Annotated in this window: 18 protein-coding genes and 2 tRNA genes; 7 read left to right on the top strand and 13 right to left on the bottom strand. The window is 59.0% G+C overall.

All coding sequences use genetic code 11. The features are described 5' to 3' along the window. Positions 1 to 167 precede the first annotated feature (167 nt). Positions 168 to 818: a response regulator transcription factor ErdR gene (gene erdR, locus AB7M26_RS29310; protein ID WP_007907284.1), complete on the top strand. Its 651-nt coding sequence runs from the start codon at positions 168 to 170 to the stop codon at positions 816 to 818. Positions 819 to 893: 75 nt separating this feature from the next. Then, a complete protein-coding gene (locus AB7M26_RS29305) occupies positions 894 to 1,256 on the top strand; it encodes a diacylglycerol kinase (RefSeq protein ID WP_123499348.1) in 363 nt (120 codons plus the stop codon). Here the strand turns inward: AB7M26_RS29305 and AB7M26_RS29300 are convergent. Beyond that, on the bottom strand, positions 1,253 to 2,179 hold the full coding sequence (locus tag AB7M26_RS29300) for a LysR family transcriptional regulator (RefSeq protein ID WP_007907288.1): 927 nt from the start codon (positions 2,177 to 2,179) through the stop codon (positions 1,253 to 1,255). The genes AB7M26_RS29305 and AB7M26_RS29300 overlap by 4 nt on opposite strands. A gap of 121 nt (positions 2,180 to 2,300) precedes the next feature. Here AB7M26_RS29300 and fpr point away from each other — a divergent pair, with 121 nt between their 5' ends. Continuing rightward, entirely contained in the window at positions 2,301 to 3,080 is a 780-nt protein-coding gene (gene fpr, locus AB7M26_RS29295; protein WP_003443014.1) for a ferredoxin-NADP reductase, read from the top strand. Positions 3,081 to 3,179: 99 nt separating this feature from the next. On the opposite strand, the gene tsaA is transcribed toward fpr, so the two are convergent. The 6 genes from tsaA to rimO all read right to left on the bottom strand — a co-directional run bounded on the left by tsaA (position 3,180) and on the right by rimO (position 8,395). Then, complete coding sequence (tsaA, locus tag AB7M26_RS29290; protein WP_123499346.1) at positions 3,180 to 3,884, bottom strand: tRNA (N6-threonylcarbamoyladenosine(37)-N6)-methyltransferase TrmO; 705 nt, start codon at positions 3,882 to 3,884, stop codon at positions 3,180 to 3,182. A 186-nt stretch (positions 3,885 to 4,070) separates the two neighbouring features. After that, on the bottom strand, positions 4,071 to 4,841 hold the full coding sequence (locus AB7M26_RS29285) for an SDR family oxidoreductase (protein ID WP_123499344.1): 771 nt from the start codon (positions 4,839 to 4,841) through the stop codon (positions 4,071 to 4,073). A 179-nt stretch (positions 4,842 to 5,020) separates the two neighbouring features. Next, positions 5,021 to 5,491: a YehS family protein gene (locus AB7M26_RS29280; RefSeq protein ID WP_008010137.1), complete on the bottom strand. Its 471-nt coding sequence runs from the start codon at positions 5,489 to 5,491 to the stop codon at positions 5,021 to 5,023. A gap of 75 nt (positions 5,492 to 5,566) precedes the next feature. Next, the gene (locus AB7M26_RS29275) at positions 5,567 to 6,277 is read right to left on the bottom strand and encodes an rRNA pseudouridine synthase (RefSeq protein WP_008072721.1); all 711 of its coding nucleotides are present in this window, start codon (positions 6,275 to 6,277) and stop codon (positions 5,567 to 5,569) included. A 194-nt stretch (positions 6,278 to 6,471) separates the two neighbouring features. Then, positions 6,472 to 6,945 (bottom strand): GNAT family N-acetyltransferase, encoded by a 474-nt coding sequence (locus AB7M26_RS29270; protein ID WP_007907294.1) that lies wholly within the window; start codon positions 6,943 to 6,945, stop codon positions 6,472 to 6,474. A 112-nt stretch (positions 6,946 to 7,057) separates the two neighbouring features. Then, positions 7,058 to 8,395, bottom strand: a complete 1,338-nt coding sequence (gene rimO, locus AB7M26_RS29265; protein WP_123499342.1) for a 30S ribosomal protein S12 methylthiotransferase RimO — start codon at positions 8,393 to 8,395, stop codon at positions 7,058 to 7,060. A 290-nt stretch (positions 8,396 to 8,685) separates the two neighbouring features. Between rimO and AB7M26_RS29260 the strand changes: the two genes are divergently transcribed. Then, entirely contained in the window at positions 8,686 to 10,587 is a 1,902-nt protein-coding gene (locus tag AB7M26_RS29260; protein ID WP_429387324.1) for a potassium transporter Kup, read from the top strand. A gap of 185 nt (positions 10,588 to 10,772) precedes the next feature. On the opposite strand, the gene AB7M26_RS29255 is transcribed toward AB7M26_RS29260, so the two are convergent. Then, a complete protein-coding gene (locus tag AB7M26_RS29255; RefSeq protein ID WP_123499338.1) occupies positions 10,773 to 11,099 on the bottom strand; it encodes a DUF3077 domain-containing protein in 327 nt (108 codons plus the stop codon). Between the two features lie 525 nt (positions 11,100 to 11,624). Here AB7M26_RS29255 and AB7M26_RS29250 point away from each other — a divergent pair. Further along, the gene (locus AB7M26_RS29250) at positions 11,625 to 11,915 is read left to right on the top strand and encodes a Phd-YefM (RefSeq protein ID WP_008010129.1); all 291 of its coding nucleotides are present in this window, start codon (positions 11,625 to 11,627) and stop codon (positions 11,913 to 11,915) included. 11 nt (positions 11,916 to 11,926) lie between these two features. Next, the gene (locus AB7M26_RS29245) at positions 11,927 to 12,214 is read left to right on the top strand and encodes a type II toxin-antitoxin system RelE family toxin (RefSeq protein ID WP_123360592.1); all 288 of its coding nucleotides are present in this window, start codon (positions 11,927 to 11,929) and stop codon (positions 12,212 to 12,214) included. Positions 12,215 to 12,463: 249 nt separating this feature from the next. Here the strand turns inward: AB7M26_RS29245 and AB7M26_RS29240 are convergent, their stop codons facing one another. The 4 genes from AB7M26_RS29240 to AB7M26_RS29225 form a co-directional block, all read right to left on the bottom strand. Beyond that, on the bottom strand, positions 12,464 to 13,759 hold the full coding sequence (locus tag AB7M26_RS29240) for a virulence factor family protein (protein ID WP_123499336.1): 1,296 nt from the start codon (positions 13,757 to 13,759) through the stop codon (positions 12,464 to 12,466). Beyond that, positions 13,759 to 16,401, bottom strand: coding sequence for a bifunctional lysylphosphatidylglycerol flippase/synthetase MprF (gene mprF / locus AB7M26_RS29235; RefSeq protein ID WP_429387321.1), 2,643 nt, complete (start codon positions 16,399 to 16,401; stop codon positions 13,759 to 13,761). Before mprF ends, AB7M26_RS29240 begins: the two co-directional genes overlap by 1 nt. Positions 16,402 to 16,678: 277 nt before the next feature. Continuing rightward, a tRNA-Met gene (locus AB7M26_RS29230) sits at positions 16,679 to 16,755 on the bottom strand. Positions 16,756 to 16,976: 221 nt separating this feature from the next. Beyond that, a tRNA-Met gene (locus AB7M26_RS29225) sits at positions 16,977 to 17,053 on the bottom strand. A gap of 301 nt (positions 17,054 to 17,354) precedes the next feature. Between AB7M26_RS29225 and dinB the strand changes: the two genes are divergently transcribed. Beyond that, on the top strand, positions 17,355 to 18,416 hold the full coding sequence (gene dinB / locus AB7M26_RS29220; protein ID WP_123499332.1) for a DNA polymerase IV: 1,062 nt from the start codon (positions 17,355 to 17,357) through the stop codon (positions 18,414 to 18,416). A gap of 100 nt (positions 18,417 to 18,516) precedes the next feature. On the opposite strand, the gene AB7M26_RS29215 is transcribed toward dinB, so the two are convergent. Then, positions 18,517 to 19,470, bottom strand: a complete 954-nt coding sequence (locus AB7M26_RS29215; protein WP_123499330.1) for a hypothetical protein — start codon at positions 19,468 to 19,470, stop codon at positions 18,517 to 18,519. Between the last annotated feature and the right edge of the window lie 11 nt (positions 19,471 to 19,481).

Raw genomic sequence — 19,481 nt, 5'->3', positions numbered from 1 at the left:
CATGCTTGGCGCCGATTAGGGCGCGGCCAAGGTTTGAAACGCTGCTTTTTTTACGTAATTGGCGTTGAACGTGCCCTGTTGGTGCTGCTGCGTGGCTGCACCTCGAGTTGTTTTGGCGAGGCCTGAATGCATCAGGCGTCCCATAAAAAAACAGGATCATTTGAAAAATGGCCACATACGAAATCCTGATTGCCGATGACCACCCTCTTTTTCGTAGCGCCCTGCATCAAGCGTTGACCCTGGGCCTGGGCCCGGATGTCCGTCTGGTGGAAGTGGCGAGCATTGCCGAGCTGGAAACCCGTCTGGACGAAAAGGCCGATTGGGATCTGGTATTGCTGGACCTGAACATGCCGGGGGCTTACGGTTTTTCCGGGTTGGTGCTGTTGCGTGGGCAGTACCCGCAGATTCCGGTGGTGATGGTGTCGGCTCAGGAAGAAGCATCGATCATGGTGAAATCCCGTGAATTCGGCGCCAGCGGTTTCATTCCCAAGTCCAGTGATTTGAGCGTCATTCAGAAAGCCGTACGCGCGGTGCTGGATGGCGACGTTTTCTGGCCGCCCCAGGCCTTCGAAGCGGTCAGCGTTTCCGCCGAAGCCAAGGCTGCCAGCGAAGGCCTCGCCAGCCTGACACCCCAGCAGTTCCGTGTATTGACCATGGTCTGTGAAGGTTTGCTGAACAAGCAGATTGCTTATGAGTTGAGTGTTTCCGAGGCGACGATCAAGGCCCACGTCACGGCCATTTTCCGTAAGCTGAATGTGCGGACCCGGACTCAGGCGGCGCTGCTCTTGCAACAACTTGAGTCAATTTCGAGCAACTAAGGCGCTACGTGTTCACGCTTTTTTGACTTTGCTTCATCTAGCTTTCCCACTCCTTTTTGGTCAGTTGCCTACTTTATGTCACCTTTCAAAGGCCAGACCGGCCTCAAACGCATCCTCAACGCCTCTGGTTACTCCCTGGACGGCCTGCGCGCGGCCTTCACCGGTGAAGCAGCCTTCCGGCAACTGGTGTTGCTTAATGCCATCCTGATTCCGTTGTCATTCGTCCTCAACGTCAGCCGTGTCGAGCAGGCGCTGCTGATTGCGGTCTGCCTGTTGGCCTTGATCGTCGAGCTGCTCAATTCGGCGGTGGAAGCGGCCATCGACCGCATTTCCCTTGAGTTGCACCCACTGTCCAAGAACGCCAAGGACATGGGCAGCGCTGCTCAATTCGTGGCGTTGAGCATGATCGCGCTGGTGTGGGCGGTGATTCTGCTTTAAGCGATGGTGGGCAGGACGATCTCGTCGCTGCGCTGAACCCCGGCGGTGAACGCGCGGCACAGTTCGAGGAATTCGCGCATCGCCGATGTCTGATATTTCTGTTTGTGCCAGATGAAATAGAACTGCCGCGCCAGGTCCAGATCCGGTGTTTCCACGGGCACCAGGCTGCCGCGGCGGAACGCATCGCGCAGCGCCAGGCGCGAAATGCAGCCAATCCCCAAACCTGATTCCACCGCGCGCTTGATCGCTTCGGTGTGTTCCAGCTCCAGGCGAATGTTCAGCGCGCTGCGATGGTGTCGCATGGCCTGGTCGAACGTCAGCCGTGTGCCCGAGCCTTGTTCGCGGAGAATCCACGCCTCATGACTCAGCTCCTCCATGGTCGCGATGCCACGTTTGGCCAGCGGATGCTGGGGTGCACAGAACACCACCAGCTCATCTTCGACCCAACTCTGCACTTCGATGTCCGGATGGCTGCAGTCGCCTTCGATTAGACCCAGATCAATTTCATAATGCGCGACCTGTTGCACGATGTTGGCAGTGTTCTGCACATGCAGCTTCACCTGGCTTTCCGGATGACGCTGCATGAAGCTGCCGATCAGTAGAGTGGCGAGGTAATTGCCGATGGTCAGGGTCGCGCCGACCGCCAAAGAGCCGAAACCGGACTTGCCGTTGAGCAAGTCTTCGATCTCCTTGGCCTGGTCGAGCAGGGCCACCGCCTGCGGCAACAGTTGTTTGCCGAGGGCGTTGAGGCTCAGCCGTTTGCCGGCGCGATCGAACAGTTGGCAGCTGCACTGACGCTCCAGCTCGGTGATTGAAGTGCTCGCCGCCGATTGTGAGAGGTTGAGCGTCAATGCAGCACGGGATACGCTTTCCTGCTGGGCGACGGCGACGAATACTTGAAGTTGACGGAGAGTAAATCGCATATCGATATAACCGATAACCCTTATCTTAATAATCCAGTTAACAGATATTGTCGCTGCCATTAGAATGCGCTGCAATTGCGCACATCATCGGCGCAGGCAAATCTCCAGGAGTCCCACGTACATGAGCAACATGAACCACGAGCGTGTCCTCAGTGTTCACCACTGGAACGACACTCTGTTCAGCTTCAAGTGCACCCGCGATCCGGGCCTGCGCTTCGAGAACGGTCAGTTCGTGATGATCGGCCTGCAACAGCCCAACGGCCGCCCGCTTATGCGCGCTTACTCGATTGCCAGCCCGAACTGGGAAGAGCATCTTGAGTTCTTCAGCATCAAAGTGCCTGATGGCCCGCTGACTTCCCAGTTGCAGCATCTGAAGGAAGGCGACGAGATCATCATCAGCAAAAAGCCTACCGGCACCCTGGTGCTGGATGACTTGAAGCCGGGCAAACATTTGTACCTGCTCAGCACCGGTACCGGTCTGGCGCCGTTCATGAGCGTGATCCAGGACCCGGAAACCTACGAGCGTTTCGAAAAAGTGATCCTGTGCCACGGCGTGCGTTACGTCAATGAAGTCGCTTACCGCGAGTTCATCACCGAGCACCTGCCGCAGAACGAGTTCTTCGGCGAGGCGCTGCGTGACAAGTTGATCTACTACCCGACCGTGACCCGCGAGCCGTTCGAGAATGAAGGCCGCCTGACCGACCTGATGCGCAGCGGCAAGCTGTTCAGCGACATCGGTCTACCACCGATCAACCCGCAGGACGACCGCGCCATGCTGTGCGGTAGCCCGAGCATGCTCGACGAGACCAGCGAAGTGTTGAACAGCTTCGGCCTGAAAGTTTCGCCGCGGATGCGCGAGCCGGGTGATTACCTGATCGAGCGTGCGTTCGTCGAGAAGTAAGCCGTTGTTTGGGTGACGCAGAGCGTCACTGGATGCATTCCCACGCGGAGCGTGGGAACGATCAGCCCCCATTGCCTGTGCAGGCAATGGGGGCTTTTTTTATGCCGGATTGGATACGGGAATGACTTCGAGCACGCGGATCAGGTCAGGCGTGGGGTAATGCCAGCGCACATCCACATCCCAGAACTGCGCGCCGTATTCCCTTTCTGGCGTAGGAATCTGGTACGCCGGGCGTGGGTCTTGTGCCAGGCATTGTTCGATCAGCTCGACCAAGGGCTCATTAAGCCGCTGAGCGTGGCTGTGAGCCTGTTGCAGTGCTGAGTCTGTCCACTGCACGGGAATCAGCGATGGCGGGGCGCTGGCGATGCTGTTGGATGCCGTGTCGATGATGTCGGCGTAGGGCACGTAGGGTTTGATGTCGAGAATCGGCGTCCCGTCGAGTAGGTCGATGCCGGAGATCCACAGCCGATTGGCTTCGACTTTGTCCAGTTTGACCACCGATTGACCGATGCCATTGGGTCGATGCGTCGCCCGAGTGGCAAATACGCCCATGGATTTGTTGCCGCCCAGGCGCGGTGGGCGGACTTTCAGGCGTGGCTTTTCTTCCAGGGCCTGATGGAACAGGAACAGCAGCCAGACATGACTGACCTGTTCCAGCCCCTGCACCGCATCACCCTGATCGAACGGCGCCACCAGTTCCAGCACGCCTCGAGCGGCCGGGGCCAGTTGCGGTTGGCGCGGAATAGCGAACTTCTCCTTGAAGCAGGAGCGCACGAAGCCGATGGGGGAAACGCTGTAGGTCATGGTTTTGGGGTCGAGGGGGGATAAGGGCGGCATGATAACCCGAGCGGCCTCGAGATCGGTGTTGCCTATCAGTCCGTCATCGCGGGCAAGCCACGCTCCCACAGGGTTCTCGAGTGAACACACGTTTTGTGTGCGGCATAAAACCTGTGGGAGCGTGGCTTGCCCGCGATGGTCGCACCGCCAATATCAGAGACTGAACCCACCATCCAAAGGAATAATATTCCCAGTCATATACGCGCCTGCCGTACTCGCCAAACTGATCGCCAAGGCAGCCATCTCTTCCTCCCGGCCCCAGCGCTTCATCGGAATCAGCGCCGTATCCTCCGCCAACGCCTGCTCATCATTGCCAATGTGCTGCGTCATCTTGCTCGGGAAACGCCCCGGTGCAATCACATTGACGTTGATGTGTTGGCTCACCAGCTCCCGCGCCAGAATCCGCGACAGTTGATGCAGGGCAGCCTTGCTCGGGCCGTAGGCATACGCCTGTTCGCCGAAGGACGAAATCCCGGCGACCGAACCAATGTTGATGATCCGTGCCGGATTCGCCGCCGAACCGGCCTTGCGCAGCAACGGCAGAAATTGCTGGATGCAGTTGAACACCGAGGTCACGTTCAGCTGCATGACTTTTTCCCAACCCTTGACCGGGTAACTCTCCAGCGGTGCGCCCCACGTGGTACCGGCGTTGTTCACCAGAATATCCAGCTGACCGATCTGCTCACTCAGATGCGCAGCCAATTGCTGGACGCCTTCTTCATGGGCCAGGTTGGCAGCTACCGCGTGACAAATCCCGAAGGCACTCAGTTCGTTGGCAGTTTGCTGACAGGCGTCGGCATCGCGGGCACACACGTACACAGTGGCGCCAGCCTCGACATAAGCCTTGGCGATCATTTTGCCGATACCGCGGGTGCCGCCGGTCACCAGAGCGGTGCGGCCTGCGAGAGAAAAATACGGGTGCATAGGGCGAGTCCTGAGGGCAAAGGGTCAGTACACCCTAGTCGTCAGCCGCCAGAAGCGGAGCCACTATTTTTGCGAGGAATGGGGGTCTATACAGCCCTGAAGGAGCACGGCTTGCTGGCGATGGCGTTTTGAAGATCGCCTTCGCCAGCAAGCTGTGCTCCTAAAGGTTCGTGGGCGATTTACTGCGGGCGAACGCGCAGGGTCAGGCCCTTGAGGAAATTGCGCAGCAATTGGTCGCCGCAGGTGCGGTAGTTGGTGTGGCCGAACTTGCGGAACAGCGCGCTCAGCTCAGGCTTGGACACCGGGAATTCGGCCGCCTTGAGGATCGCGTGCATGTCGTCTTCCTTCAGTTCGAAGGCCACACGCAGTTTTTTCAGGATGATGTTGTTGGTCACCGGCACTTCGATCGGCTGCGGTGGACGGCTTTCGTCCTTGCCGCGCTTGAAGATCACCAAGCCATCGAGGAAATGCGCCATGACTTCGTCCGGGCAGCGTACGAAACCTTCCTCGTCTTCCTCTTTCTTGTCGAGGTACGTCAGCAGGTCTTCCATGGACACGTCCATGCCGCCGAGCTTGATGATCTCGATGACTTTCTTGTCGCTGATGTCGAGCATGTAGCGCACGCTGCGCAGTACGTCGTTATGAATCATGGTGTGCAATCCTGATATTCAGCAGTGGGCGTCGCATAAGCCGCGGCGCCGAAATGTAGGGCGGCGTGAAAAGTATTAGAACTTCTCTTTGCCGGACAGGTAGCGCCATTGCCCCAAAGGCACTTTGCCGATGGACACGCCGCCAATGCGGATGCGGCGGATGGCGACGACCTTCAGGCCGACGGCCTGGCAGAACAGGGCGATCACGCCCGGTTGTGGGTTCTTCATCGCAAAGCGCAGGCGGTTTTCGTTCTGCCAGCTGGCTTTGACCGGCGGCAATTCCTTGCCCTTGTAGGTCAGGCCATGGTTCAGGCGGTTGAGGCCGTGAGCCACCATGTCGCCTTCAACCTCGACCACATACTCTTGCTCGATTTTGGCGGAGTCGGCAGTGAGTTTGCGCAGGATCTTCCAGTCCTGGGTGAACACCAGCAGACCGCTGGCATTGGCCTGCAGATCGGTGCTGGCGGTCAGGCGCAGGAAGTGGCCCTTGAGCGGGCGTTTGCCGTAGCGGTGTTCTTCGCTCAGGGTTTCGGCGCTGATGGTCGCCATGGCCGTTTCCGCGTCCATGCCCGCAGGGACGTTGAACAGGATGGTCACGGGCTCCGGCGCAGTGGCCTTGGCTTCGGGATCGAGCTCGACTTTTTGGGTGTCGACCTTGAACTGCGGCTCGTCGATGACCTCGCCGTCCACGGTGACCCAGCCGCCCTCGATGAACAGCTCAGCCTCCCGACGGGAACAGCCGACGAGTTCGATGAGGCGTTTGGAGAGACGAATCGGGTCAGTCATGACAGGGCCGTAACAAAAAAGGGGTGGGCATTGTACCTGCTGGACGCCGGTTAATCCCGGCTCCATTTGCGCCGTGCGGCTTTTTTGTGGGAGCGGGCTTGCCTGCGATAGCATCGCTGCGGCCTGACAGACAGACCGCGTCGTCTGCATCGCAGGCAAGCCAGCTCCCACATTGTTCTGTGTTGGGTCAGCCATTAACCATTACGCGTCAGTTGTTGAGACTGACGCAAACGCATGTGCAGCAACGGATACGGCTGACCCATACCGTCGTGCTCGGAGCGACCGATCACCTCAAAACCCTGCTTGAAGTAAAACCCCAAGGCCTGCGGATTCTGCTCATTGACGTCCAGCTCGTCGGCATTCAGGTGTTCCAGGGCATAACGCAGCAATTGCTTGCCCAGGCCTTTGCCGCGATGCGCCGGGTCGATGAAGAGCATTTCGATCTTGCCCGCCGCCACACCGGCGAACCCGGTGATGCGTTGGCGCGAGTCTTTGGTGCAGATCAGCATCACCGCGTCGAGGTAGCGGGTCAGCACCAGATTTTTCAGCAGGTCGATGTAGCTGTCGGGCAGAAAGTCATGGGTGGCGCGTACCGAGGCTTCCCACACTTGGGTGAGTTCTTCGTAGTCGCTCTGTTTCGGTGTGTGAATGACCGAGTGTTGGCGCATGCCCGCTGGCCTCTGTTGCGTGGATGACGCGAGTTCTTTCTCTCACAAAACGATAGACGTAAAAAAGCCCCGCATCTCGTCAAGAGAGCGGGGCTTTTCGTATTTTTTGCGTTTAGATCTGTTCAGCCCACAGGTCGTATTCGTCGGCGTCGGTCACTTTGCACCAGACTTTGTCGCCTGGCTTCAGGTTGCTGCCGTTGTCGATGAACACGTTGCCGTCGATTTCCGGGGCATCGAAGAAGCAACGGCCGACCGCGCCTTGCTCGTCGACTTCATCGACCAGTACTTCGATTTCACGGCCGATGCGCATTTGCAGGCGCGCCGAGCTGATGGCCTGCTGGTGCGCCATGAAGCGGTCCCAACGGTCTTGCTTGACATCGTCCGGCACAATGGCCGCGTCCAGCAGGTTGGCCGGTGCACCTTCGACCGGCGAGTACTGGAAGCAGCCAACGCGGTCCAGCTGGGCTTCGGTCAGCCAGTTCAGCAGGTACTGGAAGTCTTCTTCGGTTTCGCCAGGGAAGCCGACGATGAAGGTCGAACGGATGATCAGATCCGGGCAGATTTCACGCCAGTTCTTGATCCGCGCCAGGGTCTTGTCTTCGAAGGCCGGGCGTTTCATGGCTTTCAGGACTTTCGGGCTGGCGTGCTGGAACGGGATGTCCAGGTACGGCAGGATTTTCCCGGCGGCCATCAGCGGGATCAACTCGTCGACGTGTGGGTACGGGTAAACGTAGTGCAGGCGCACCCAGACACCGAGGGTGCTGAGGGCTTCGCAGAGTTCGGTCATGCGGGTTTTCACCGGCGCGCCGTTCCAGAAGCCGGTGCGGTATTTCACGTCGACGCCGTAGGCGCTGGTGTCCTGGGAAATCACCAACAGCTCTTTGACGCCGGCCTTGACCAGGCGCTGAGCCTCGTCAAGCACGTCACCGACCGGGCGGCTGACCAGTTTGCCGCGCATCGACGGGATGATGCAGAAGCTGCAGCTGTGGTTGCAGCCTTCGGAAATCTTCAGGTAGGCGTAGTGGCGCGGGGTCAGTTTGATCCCTTGCGGCGGCACCAGGTCGATCAGCGGGTTGTGATCTTGACGCGGCGGCACGGCATCGTGCACGGCGTTGACCACTTGCTCGTACTGCTGCGGACCGGTCACGGCCAGCACGCTTGGGTGTACGTTGCGAATGTTGCCTTCTTCGACGCCCATGCAGCCGGTCACGATGACCTTGCCGTTTTCCTTGATGGCTTCGCCGATCACTTCCAAAGACTCTGCCTTGGCCGAATCGATGAAGCCGCAGGTGTTGACCACCACGACATCGGCGTCCTGATAGGTGGACACAACGTCATAGCCTTCCATGCGCAGCTGGGTAAGGATGCGCTCGGAGTCGACCAGTGCTTTCGGGCAACCCAGGGATACGAAGCCAACCTTTGGATTGGCCGGCGCAGGAGTGGTGGACATGTCTAACCTCGGTATTTGTGACGCCTCCAGCCGAAGACGGCAAGGCGACAGACGGACGCTATGTTGCGTCTCTGGTCAAAAAGTGCGCAATTCTAGCGATGAGAGGCGCACTTGACCAGCTTTATGCAGGGAAATGCGACGAGTGCTGCGCTATGCTTCGCGCCTTTACGCTTTACCGATTTTCTACAGTCAATAAAACGTCTGTAACAACACGTAAAACAGCGCATGCTGCGCCACAAAGCATAGTGCTTCTTATAAGAAGTCCGAGTCTGAGTAGTAGGAGTTTTTGGATGGGGCAGGCAAGTAGTCAGGTGGCGGTCAGCGAGCATTCGGCGGCGAAGCCGATCGGCATGCTGGTCGCAGCAGTCGGGGTGGTTTATGGCGATATCGGCACGAGCCCGCTGTACACCCTCAAAGAAGTGTTTTCCGGTGGCTATGGCGTGCCGGTCAACCATGACGGCGTGCTGGGCATTCTGGCGCTGATCTTCTGGTCGCTGATCTGGGTCGTCTCCATCAAATACATGATGTTTGTGCTGCGTGCCGACAACCAGGGCGAGGGCGGGATCATGGCCTTGACCGCGCTGGCGCGACGGGCAGCGGCGGGGCATGCGAAGTTGCGTACCTTGCTGGTGGTCTGCGGGCTGATCGGCGCGGCGCTGTTCTATGGCGACAGCATGATCACCCCGGCGATTTCCGTTCTCTCGGCGATTGAAGGCCTTGGGCTGGCATTCGAGGGCATCGACCATTGGGTGGTGCCGCTGTCGTTGATCGTGCTGGTGGCATTGTTCCTGATTCAACGTCACGGTACGGCGCGGATCGGCATTCTGTTCGGGCCAATCATGGTCACCTGGTTTCTGGTGCTGGGCGCGCTGGGCGTGTATGGCATCAGTCAGCATCCGGAAGTGTTGCAGGCGATGAATCCGGTGTGGGGCGTACGCTTCTTCATGGTCCACCCGGGCATGGGGATCGCGATTCTTGGCGCCGTGGTGCTGGCCTTGACCGGTGCCGAGGCGTTGTACGCCGACATGGGCCACTTCGGCCGCAAGCCGATCGCCCGGGCCTGGTTCATTCTGGTGCTGCCGGCCCTGGTGCTGAACTACTTCGGTCAGGGCGCGTTGCTGCTCGGTGATCCGGAAGCCGCCCGTAACCCTTTCTACTTGTTGGCACCAAGCTGGGCGCTGATTCCTTTGGTGGGGTTGTCGACCCTGGCCACGGTAATCGCCTCTCAGGCGGTGATTTCTGGGGCGTTCTCCCTGACTCGTCAGGCGATCCAGCTCGGCTACATTCCGCGCATGCACATCCAGCACACGTCCAGTGCCGAGCAAGGCCAGATCTATATCGGCGCGGTGAATTGGGCATTGATGGTTGGCGTAATTCTATTGGTGCTGGGCTTCGAGTCCTCCGGCGCGTTGGCTTCGGCCTACGGCGTGGCGGTGACGGGCACGATGCTGATGACCACCATCCTGGTGTCTGCGGTGATGTTGCTGTTGTGGAAGTGGCCACCGATCCTCGCTGTTCCGGTGTTGCTGGGTTTTCTGTTGGTAGACGGTCTGTACTTCGCCGCCAACGTGCCGAAAATCATTCAGGGCGGTGCGTTCCCGGTGATTGCCGGTATCGCGCTGTTCGTGTTGATGACCACCTGGAAACGCGGCAAGCAACTGCTGGTGGAGCGAATGGACGAAGGCGGGCTGCCGCTGCCGATCTTCATCAGCAGCATCCGCGTGCAACCGCCGCATCGGGTCCAGGGCACGGCGGTGTTCCTCACCGCCCGCCCGGACGCCGTGCCTCATGCGCTGTTGCACAACCTGCTGCATAACCAGGTGCTGCACGAACAAGTAGTGTTGCTGACAGTGGTGTACGAAGACATCCCGCGCGTCCCGCCGCAACGGCGTTTCGCGGTCGATTCCTACGGCGAAGGGTTCTTCCGGGTGATCCTGCACTTCGGCTTCACCGACGAGCCGGACGTGCCTGAGGCCTTGAAACTGTGCCATCTGGATGACCTGAATTTCAGCCCGATGCGCACTACCTACTTCCTCAGCCGCGAGACGGTAATCGCCTCCAAACTCGAAGGCATGGCCCGCTGGCGCGAGGCGTTGTTCGCCTTCATGTTGAAGAATGCCAACGGTAATCTGCGGTTCTTCAATTTGCCGTTGAATCGGGTGATTGAGTTGGGTACGCAAGTCGAGATGTAAGCCACATGAAAAAGCCCCCGTTGCCAGGAAGGTGGCGGGGGCTTTTTTGTGCCTGGCACTTGATCCGAACCTACAAAAATCCCTGTGGGAGCGGGCTTGCCCGCGATAGCGGTATGTCTGTCACATCAATGCCTGATCTGCCACCGTCATCGCGGGCAGCCCGCTCCCACAGGGGATTTGAGCCTTTACTGGCTTCCAGGCAGCTCTTCTTCGGATTCGGTTCTTGTCCGGGCAGGCCGAGGTGTCAGCACCTTCACCACATCATCAATCACTGCCTTACTCATCGCCGTCAGGTAATGCGCGGCCCAGGCATGGCGGTCGGTGTCTTTTATGTAGGCTGCATCCTCGGTAAATGATTTGGCGAGGAACAGCAGGTCGGAGGCTTGTGACAAGGCATCAACGATAGGGACGCCGGCGCGGACGTTGAATAATGCCTGATCGGAGCAGTAGATGAGCGGAGTGAAGCCGATGGTTTTTAGTTCTGCAATCGCGGACGTATCTGTTTTCGTCATTGTGTTACTCCAAGGTTCGAGGAGCCGACACTTTCGTTTCCAAGCGAATAGGTGGCGGCTGTACGCAGGTTGGAAAACCGGGAACCAAGGAACCGGCACGCCCAAAGGCGTCCCACGCACAGCCGCCATAACTCAGGATTGCAGTCGTAAAAACGTCTGCAGTCATGATAGGGCGCTGGTGCGCTGTGGTTCGACGGGTTTCCAAGCCCGATCGCTGAATGGTCAGCGACGTCCGGAGAGTATCCCGTCGAAGAAAAGCGCAACAAGGCATCAAAGAGCCCAAAAAGGACGATTAGGAGTTTGCCTACAGGGTCTGCGGGCGTCATCCGATATTGCGATACCTTAAGTAAACGAAACTAAACGTGGCGAAAGAATCCACAAGTCGTTCGGCTCATTTTTTGTAGGCATGGAAAAACACAGGTTGGTAGATTCGCGTCTTTTGCAGCTTGCTGTATGTCTAATTCGACGCGATACTCTGCGTAGAACTGTGTGTTCAAATTTGCATGAATGTGTAGAGAGGTGAGTATGACGGCATTACTGGAGCGTGCTGACCAAGCGATTTCTGTGACGGCAATGGTCAGGGGGTTCAGCGCGAGGCTAAAAGAGATTTCCAGCCGAGCCACTGAGCGGCTGGTCATTTTCAAAGACAATCAGCCGGCAGCGGTCATTATCAATGTCGATGCGTATCAGGAAATGCTCGACGAGCTTGAGGACCTTCGGGTTGAAGCCGCGGCTCGGGAGCGATTGATCGGTTTTGATCAGGCCAAGGCCATAAGCCACGACGATATGCGGGCGCGGTACGCCAGGAAAGACTAAAGGAGCTGTGGATGGTTTGGGGCGTTATCTATCATCCGGAGGTCCAGAAGGATCTGGATCTGCTGGGAGCTGTGGCGGCGAATCGCATTCTTGATGTTATCGAAGAGCGGATTATCAACGGCGAGCCGGACAAGAGCGGTAAGCCCCTAAGAGCCAGTCTTGCAGGTTGCAGACGGATCCGCACAGGTGACACGCGTATTGTTTATCGAGTCGATGGACAGGCGATCCAGGTTTTGATCGTCGCCGTCGGTGCGCGGCGTGATGAAGAGGTTTACGACGCTGCAGAGCGCCGTCTCTAATTAAAAAGCCCTGCCGCCTTGCGGCAGCGTGGGCTTCTTTGTAGCCATTTATCTGAGTGCAGCGCAGATCCTGTGGGAGCGGGCTTGCCCGCGATGGCGGCGGCAGATCCGATATTGATGTGACAGACATACCGCTATCGCGGGCAAGCCCGCTCCCACAGGGATCTATGGTGTGTAGTTGAGCAGGTAAATTTGAAAAGCCCCCGCAACCTTAGGGCTGCGGGGGCTTTTTTGTGAGTGCGGCTCAGATCACTCTTGAGCGGCCGTCTCTTTGGCTTGACGCTTCTCGATCACATCCACCAACCGCTGCGCCAGTTTCGGGTAGTTCTCGTCGAAGTGATGGCCGCCAGGCAGTTTCATCGCTTCGCCTACGGCGGTCTTGTCGGTGCAGCCGCTCTCATCGACTTCTTCTTCACCATAGATGCACACCACTTTTGCGGGGGGCAGCTTGGCCATTTCCGGGCCGGTGGCGGCTTCTTTGCCGGCGTTGCCGAGCCAGCCTTCGACTTCGATTTCGAAGCTGCCGGTGCGGGCGAAGGCCAGCAGGATGATTGCGTCGACCCGCTGTTGTTCGGCTTCCGGCAGGCGGTTGTAGATGGCGGGCAGTACGTCGGCGCCGAACGAGTAACCGGTCAGGATGAAGCGCTTGGTGCCCCATTTCTGCCGGTAGTGCTGCATCAGTTCGGTCAGGTCCAGCGCGCTCTGTTCCGGGCTTTTGTGTTGCCAGTAGTAGCGCAGGGTGTCGATGCCGACCACCGGGTAGCCGATCTTCGCCATCTCGCCCGCCACGTCGCGGTCCAGGTCGCGCCAGCCGCCGTCGCCGGATAGGAACAGGGTGACAGTGTCCTTGGCCTGACCAGCCGGGACTTCGACCACCGGGATCTGCAGGCCACCAGCGGCTTTATCGCCGCCGACGAGGATTTTGCGCAGTTCGTTGTTCAGCACTTGCGGCAGGTTGATGTCGTAGTCGCTGATGCTGGTTTCGGCGTTGGGCTGGTCACGCACGAAGCCGGCACTGGTATCGTCGGGGTTGTCGTTCCAGGCCACCAGCCAGTGGCCGTGGGTGGCGCTTTTCGGCAGCAGGTGAGTGCAGCCGGGTTTTTCCAGCGCCAGGTCAACCGAAATGGCCTGGGCCTTGTCGTCCTTCTGCTCGGCCAGCCAGCGCCACGCCAGCACGGCGCCAGGGCCGATGCCGCTGACCAGGGTTGCCGGGCCTTTGAGTTGCCTGAGGCCGGCTTGCAGGGCGCGACCTTGCAGGATGCAGTCCTTGGGCAGGATCACCTGGACGATCTGCGCCGAGCCGCTGCGGCTCAGGGTCAGCAATTGTTTGTCGCTGAGCTTCTGCTCTTCATTGACCGCCACCAGCACCTGGGCGCGCGGCGTGTTGCCGGGGATGACGCGGGTCATCGCGGCGCCATCGGCCGGCGCCAGCAGTTCGAGGGTCGGTTCTGGCGCCGGGCGTTTCAGGTACCAGTAACCGCCACCGACCATCAGGGCCAGCACTACCAGTGTGGCCAGTACGTACCGCAGGGAGCGTTGAATCATCAGCGTTTCACCAATCCAGTCAAGCCGCCTGCTATCAGGGCGGCAGTGTCGGCCAGGGCAACCAGCGGATCGAGTCCGGCGGGCACGGCCATATAACGGGGTTCCCAGTCGGGCTGGAACTTGTCTTTGAAGCGGCGCAAACCTTGGAAGTTGTACAGCTGCTCACCACGGCGGAATACCATCGAGCCCAGGCGCTGGGTCAGTGGTGCGCCGCGCCGGGGTTGTAACCCCGACAACGGCACCATGCCCAGGCTGAAGCGCGCGTATCCATGATTTTTATAATGTTGAATCAGGCCGACCATCATGAACTCCATGGTCAGCTTGGGGGCGTCGGGGTGCGCGCGCATCAGGTCGAGGCTGGCCAGATCATGGCCGTAGGTCTCGAGCAGGTTGGCGAACGCCACCGGGCGCCCTTCGAAACGAATCACCGCGACACGGAAGTGTTTGAGGTAGTCATCACTGAAACGCCCGAGCGAGAAGCCTTTCTCGCGCACGTTCTTGCCGGTCAGCCAGGCGTCCGAAATAGCCTTGAGCTCATCCATCGGCGCCTGCCCCGGCTCATGGATCTCCAGTGACAGGCCGTCACGGGTGCCGCGGTTCCAGGTGTAGCGCAGGTCCTTCATCTCTTTGCCCTTGGCTTCGAGATCAAAGCGGTGCAGATCGACCCGGGCTTCTTCGCCGAGCTTGATCGCGGTCAGGCCGATGTCCATGTAATACGGCAGGTTCTCGGCGCGCACTTGATAGAACACAGGGCGGGCGTGGTGGATATCGCAGAGGTCGCGGAACTGCCAGATCATTTCCGCCCGTTGCTGGCTCGGGCCGATCGGGTCGTACAACGCCACCAGGCTGCGGCCACGGCGGGCGTACATCAGAAACGCCTCGTCGTTGGGATGGAACAGCAGCGCCTTGTCACCGGTCAGGGCCAGGCCGCCATCCGGTTGGGCCGAGGCCATGAGAATCTTTACCGCGCGGTCCAGTTCATCGGGCGTTGGCAGATGGATCACCGGGCGCGCGGTGCGCAGCAGCCAGGTCAGGGACACCACCACCAGCAGGACCGCGGCGCCAAGCAACGAGCGCAAGCCACGCGGGGCATCGGCGTCGAGGGTGAACTGCCACCAGAGTTGATGGCTATAGGGAACGTCCTGATAGGCGAACAGCAGCAACCAGATCGATGCGCCGAGTACGCACAGGCTGGCCACCAGGTACAGCGGCGAAAACGGCACTTCGGTCAGGCGACTGGGGCGATAGAACGAGCGCCGGAAAACCCCCAGCAAACTCGCGGTCAGGGTCATCAGGCAAGCCTCTTCCCAGTCGAACCCTTTAAGCAGAGAGAGCAGGGCGCCGACCAACAACAGAATGGTGGTCAGCATCCATGCGGCTGACAGGCGGCGACGCAGCCCTTGAGCCAGCAGCAGGCAAAGCACGCCCACCAGGCTGGCGCCGAAGTGCGAGGCGTCGACCAAGCGATGCGGAATCAGAAAACCGATGTGTTCAAGGCGGGTATCGATCTCCGGCGTCACGCCGGAAAACAGCAACACCACCCCGGACAAAAACACCAGCACCGCCAGAATCGGCGCGGCCAAACCAGATGCTGCACGCAGGGACTGGCGAGTCTGAAACAGGCGCTGACCTTCATTGACCAGCAGCAGTACGCAAGCCACCAGCAGCGGCAACACCACGTAGATCAGGCGGTAGAGCAGCAGCGCAGCAGCCAGTGGCGCGGCGCCGAGCTTGTCGGCGAAGGCGGCCAGCAAAATCGCTTCGAACACCCCGACACCACCCGGTACATGGCTGAGCACGCCAGCAGCCAGGGCCAATAGATAGACCAGCAGGAAGGCACCAAAGGGCGGTGCTTCCGGCAGCAACAGATAGAGCACCGTCGCGGCAGCGGCCACGTCCAGGGCGGTGATGACCAATTGCAGGAACGTCAGGCGACGACCCGGCAGGCGCAAGGTGCGGCGACCGACCTTGACCAGCAGGTTGTCGGGATAAGGCTGTTCCGGCAAGCGGCGGCGATAGATGCCGATGGCCAGCACGGTTGAAAGCAGCAGTACGGCCACCGCAATCGCACCCAGCAACGTCTCGGAGAAACCCAGGGCCACGGAGGCGGCGGACAGGTTGCTGAGGGTGGCGAGGGCGGCCAGGGGCGGAAGGGCGCAGCCGAGCGAGAGGCTGGCAAACAAGGTCATGCGCGCGACTTCCGAAGCCCCCACACCATGACGTGCATATAAACGGTAGCGAACCGAGCCGCCTGACAGCAGCGACAGGCCGATGGCATTGCCAATGGCAAATGCGGTGAAGCCGCCCAATGCCAATATTCGCGGCGCCAGCGTCACGCCGGCATAACGGCTGGCCGACCATTCGTAACCCAGCAGAATGATGAAGCCGATGACGGTCGCGCCGAGCGCACCTAGCAAGGCCGGTTTCGGCACTTCCAGAATCGAGTCGTGCAGCGCGTACAGATCGAGTTCGCTCAGCAGGTGACGACAGGCAATCAGCGCGATGGCGAACAAGAGCAAAGTGACTGCCAGCCCGATGGGCTGACGGTATTTGCTGATTCGATCAAGCAAGCGTAAACGTTCGGCTTTGATCGGTTGTGTCGCTGTGACGGTGTCTTGTGAATCAGACGAGTTGGCGCGCATCAATCACCTCTTGGATTGTGCGCGACAGGATGGAGGTATCCAGCCAAGTTACCAATCCCTGTGGAAAAAAATAATCACAAATATTAACGCCTCTCACCGGATGCCGGCGATGGCGCGTTATCAGTCGTAGAGGGTTCTGTCTGCGGTTCAGCCTGGACTGAACTCACAGCCCGGCGATCCCGAACGGCTCACTGCACAGTGACAGATCATTGTTGCGAAAGGACTTTTTCAACAGATACAAAAAAGGCCACTCTTTCGAGTAGCCTTTTTTGATGTTTGGTTGCGGGAGCCGGATTTGAACCGACGACCTTCGGGTTATGAGCCCGACGAGCTACCAGACTGCTCCATCCCGCGTCTGTGTGGCGGCATTCTACAGGCGAACGCCGGAGTGTCAACCGTTAATCCCAGTATGGCTCAAATAAGTTTAAAACGACGGCGAATGGTCGAAGGGGAGACCTAAGTTTCGGAATCAGAACGATTTCTTGTTTCTGTGCAGTAAGGCATAGACCGCTGATTTTTTATAAAACAGGCACGCACAAAAAAGGCCACTCTTTCGAGTAGCCTTTTTTGATGTTTGGTTGCGGGAGCCGGATTTGAACCGACGACCTTCGGGTTATGAGCCCGACGAGCTACCAGACTGCTCCATCCCGCGTCTGTGTGTCGGCATTCTACAGAGGATCGTAGGGCTGTCAACCTTCAATCTCGATAAAACCTGTTCCTGTTCAAGCGCTTAGGTGAAACAAGGAGCGGCTGATCGGCCTGAAAGGCAGGCAGGGCAAGGGTTGTGGCTCTATCGAGAGGGCTGTTTCGATTGAGAAAATAAATTCCTCCGGTGCTTTTCCTACAAAGGAAAAAGAACATTCAGAGTACTGGTGCTATATACAGGTGTCAGTGAGATACTGCCGATATGACTCACCCACACCTCATTTCTTCGCCATGAACACTGCTTTTATATGACGCAGCGAAAAATCATCCACGTCGATTGTGACTGTTTCTACGCCGCCATCGAGATGCGTGACGACCCGCGCCTGGCCGGTAAGCCATTGGCGGTGGGCGGCTCGGCGGATCGGCGTGGGGTGATTGCCACCTGTAACTATGAAGCGCGGGCTTATGGCGTTCGCTCGGCCATGTCTTCCGGACATGCCTTGAAACTCTGTCCGGACCTGACCATCGTCAAGCCGCGCATGGAGGCCTATCGAGAAGCATCGAAGGAAATTCATACGATCTTTCGCGATTACACCGACCTGATCGAGCCGCTTTCCCTGGATGAGGCCTACCTCGATGTATCGGACAGCGCGCATTTTGGCGGCAGCGCCACGCGAATCGCCCAGGACATTCGCCGCCGTGTCTCCAACCAGTTGCACATCACCGTGTCGGCCGGCGTGGCGCCGAACAAGTTTCTCGCCAAAATCGCCAGCGACTGGAAGAAGCCTAACGGTCTGTTCGTGATCACGCCGGATCAGGTGGAAGACTTTGTCAGTGGTTTGCCAGTGAGCAAGCTGCACGGTGTCGGCAAAGTGACCGCCGACAAACTCGGCAGGCTCGGCATCGTCGATTGCTCGCATTTGCGCGAATGGGACAAGTTGGCGCTGGTGCGCGAATTCGGCAGCTTCGGCGAGCGGCTCTGGAGCCTGGCCCGGGGGATCGATGAGCGGTTGGTGCATAACGACAGTCGGCGGCAATCAATCAGCGTCGAAAATACCTACGACACGGATCTGCCGGATCTGGTGAGTTGTCTGGATAAATTGCCCGAGTTGCTGGACTCCCTGAATGGCCGCATGGCAAGGATCGACAGTAGTTATCGGCCGGGAAAGCCGTTCGTCAAAGTGAAATTTCATGACTTTACCCAGACTACTTTGGAGCAGGCCGGGGCAGGGCGGGATCTGGGGAGTTATCAGTTGCTGCTGACCCAGGCCTTTAACCGTGGTGGGAAACCGGTGCGGTTGTTGGGGGTTGGGGTGAGGCTGGAGGATTTGCGGGGCGGGTTTGAGCAGATGGAGTTGTTTGAGCGGTAGTTTTGCAGTGAATGTAATGGCTTCATCGCGGGCAAGCCCGCTCCCACAGGGACGATGCGGTACCTGTGGGAGCGGGCTTGCCCGCGATGCTTTTAAGCGTTTAATTCGGCCCCGGATCCGCCACCAGTCGTCCGGCATCCTTGGTCAATGACTTGAGGAATTCGGTCTGCAACTCGGGATCGTTGCGGGTCAGTTCGATCAGGCTCTGTTCCAGTTCACTGGCTTCTTCTTCCAGCCCCAGTTCCGACAGGCGTTTGACCCGGTGTACCCACTGGCTCACTTCGTCGTCTTCGAGGTCGTCGTAAATCAACCCATGCGCTTCGAGCAGCTTGCCGCGCAAGTTGCTGCTGATCGCCAGGGACGAGTCGGTGTGCACATCGTCCTTGTTGTCCTCGACACTGATCTGCAGCTTGCCCAGATGATTGAGCTCATGTTCGGCGAACGGGCTGTCCAGCAGGTTCAGGCGCAACACGCCGTTACGGTCGGTGGTCAGTTCGAAGGTGTTCTTGCCCGCCTTGACCTGCACCGGGCGCTCGCTCCACGGCAGGCTCGAGTATTCCGTGCGCTTGTCGCGCTGGACTTCGTCGATACCCGCCAGGTTCTGTTGCGCCCGGCCATGGGACTGCGCGTTCATGAACGGGTTGAGCCCGGCGAAACCATAGCTGAGCCAGTCCTTCGTCACGCTGTCCGGCAGATTGCCGAGGGCAAACACGTTGACCACGTTCGCACCGACACCGGCCACCACGGCCACCGCGCCCAGCGGGATCTCGTAGACTTCCCTCCAGGGTTGGTAAGGCGTGTAGCGATCGTAGTGACGCGTGACTTCGAACTCGGTGACTTCGAAAGTCTTCTGCTCGTGAATTTTCACCCGACGTTGTGGCAGCTCAAGCACCTTGGGCTCGCCGACATCGATCTGCAGGCTGTGATCGAGCAATTTGCGCTCGACCCGCTCCTCGTGCTCGTTGCGTTGTGACATCTGATTGGCACAGCCGCTGACCAGCAGGGCGCCGCACAAGGCGGCGCCACCGAGGCCTAAGGTGTTTCGCTTGAACATGACGTCTCTAT

The organism is Pseudomonas sp. F-14 TE3482 (assembly GCF_053629455.1).
This window is presented reverse-complemented; position numbering and strand designations above follow the sequence as displayed.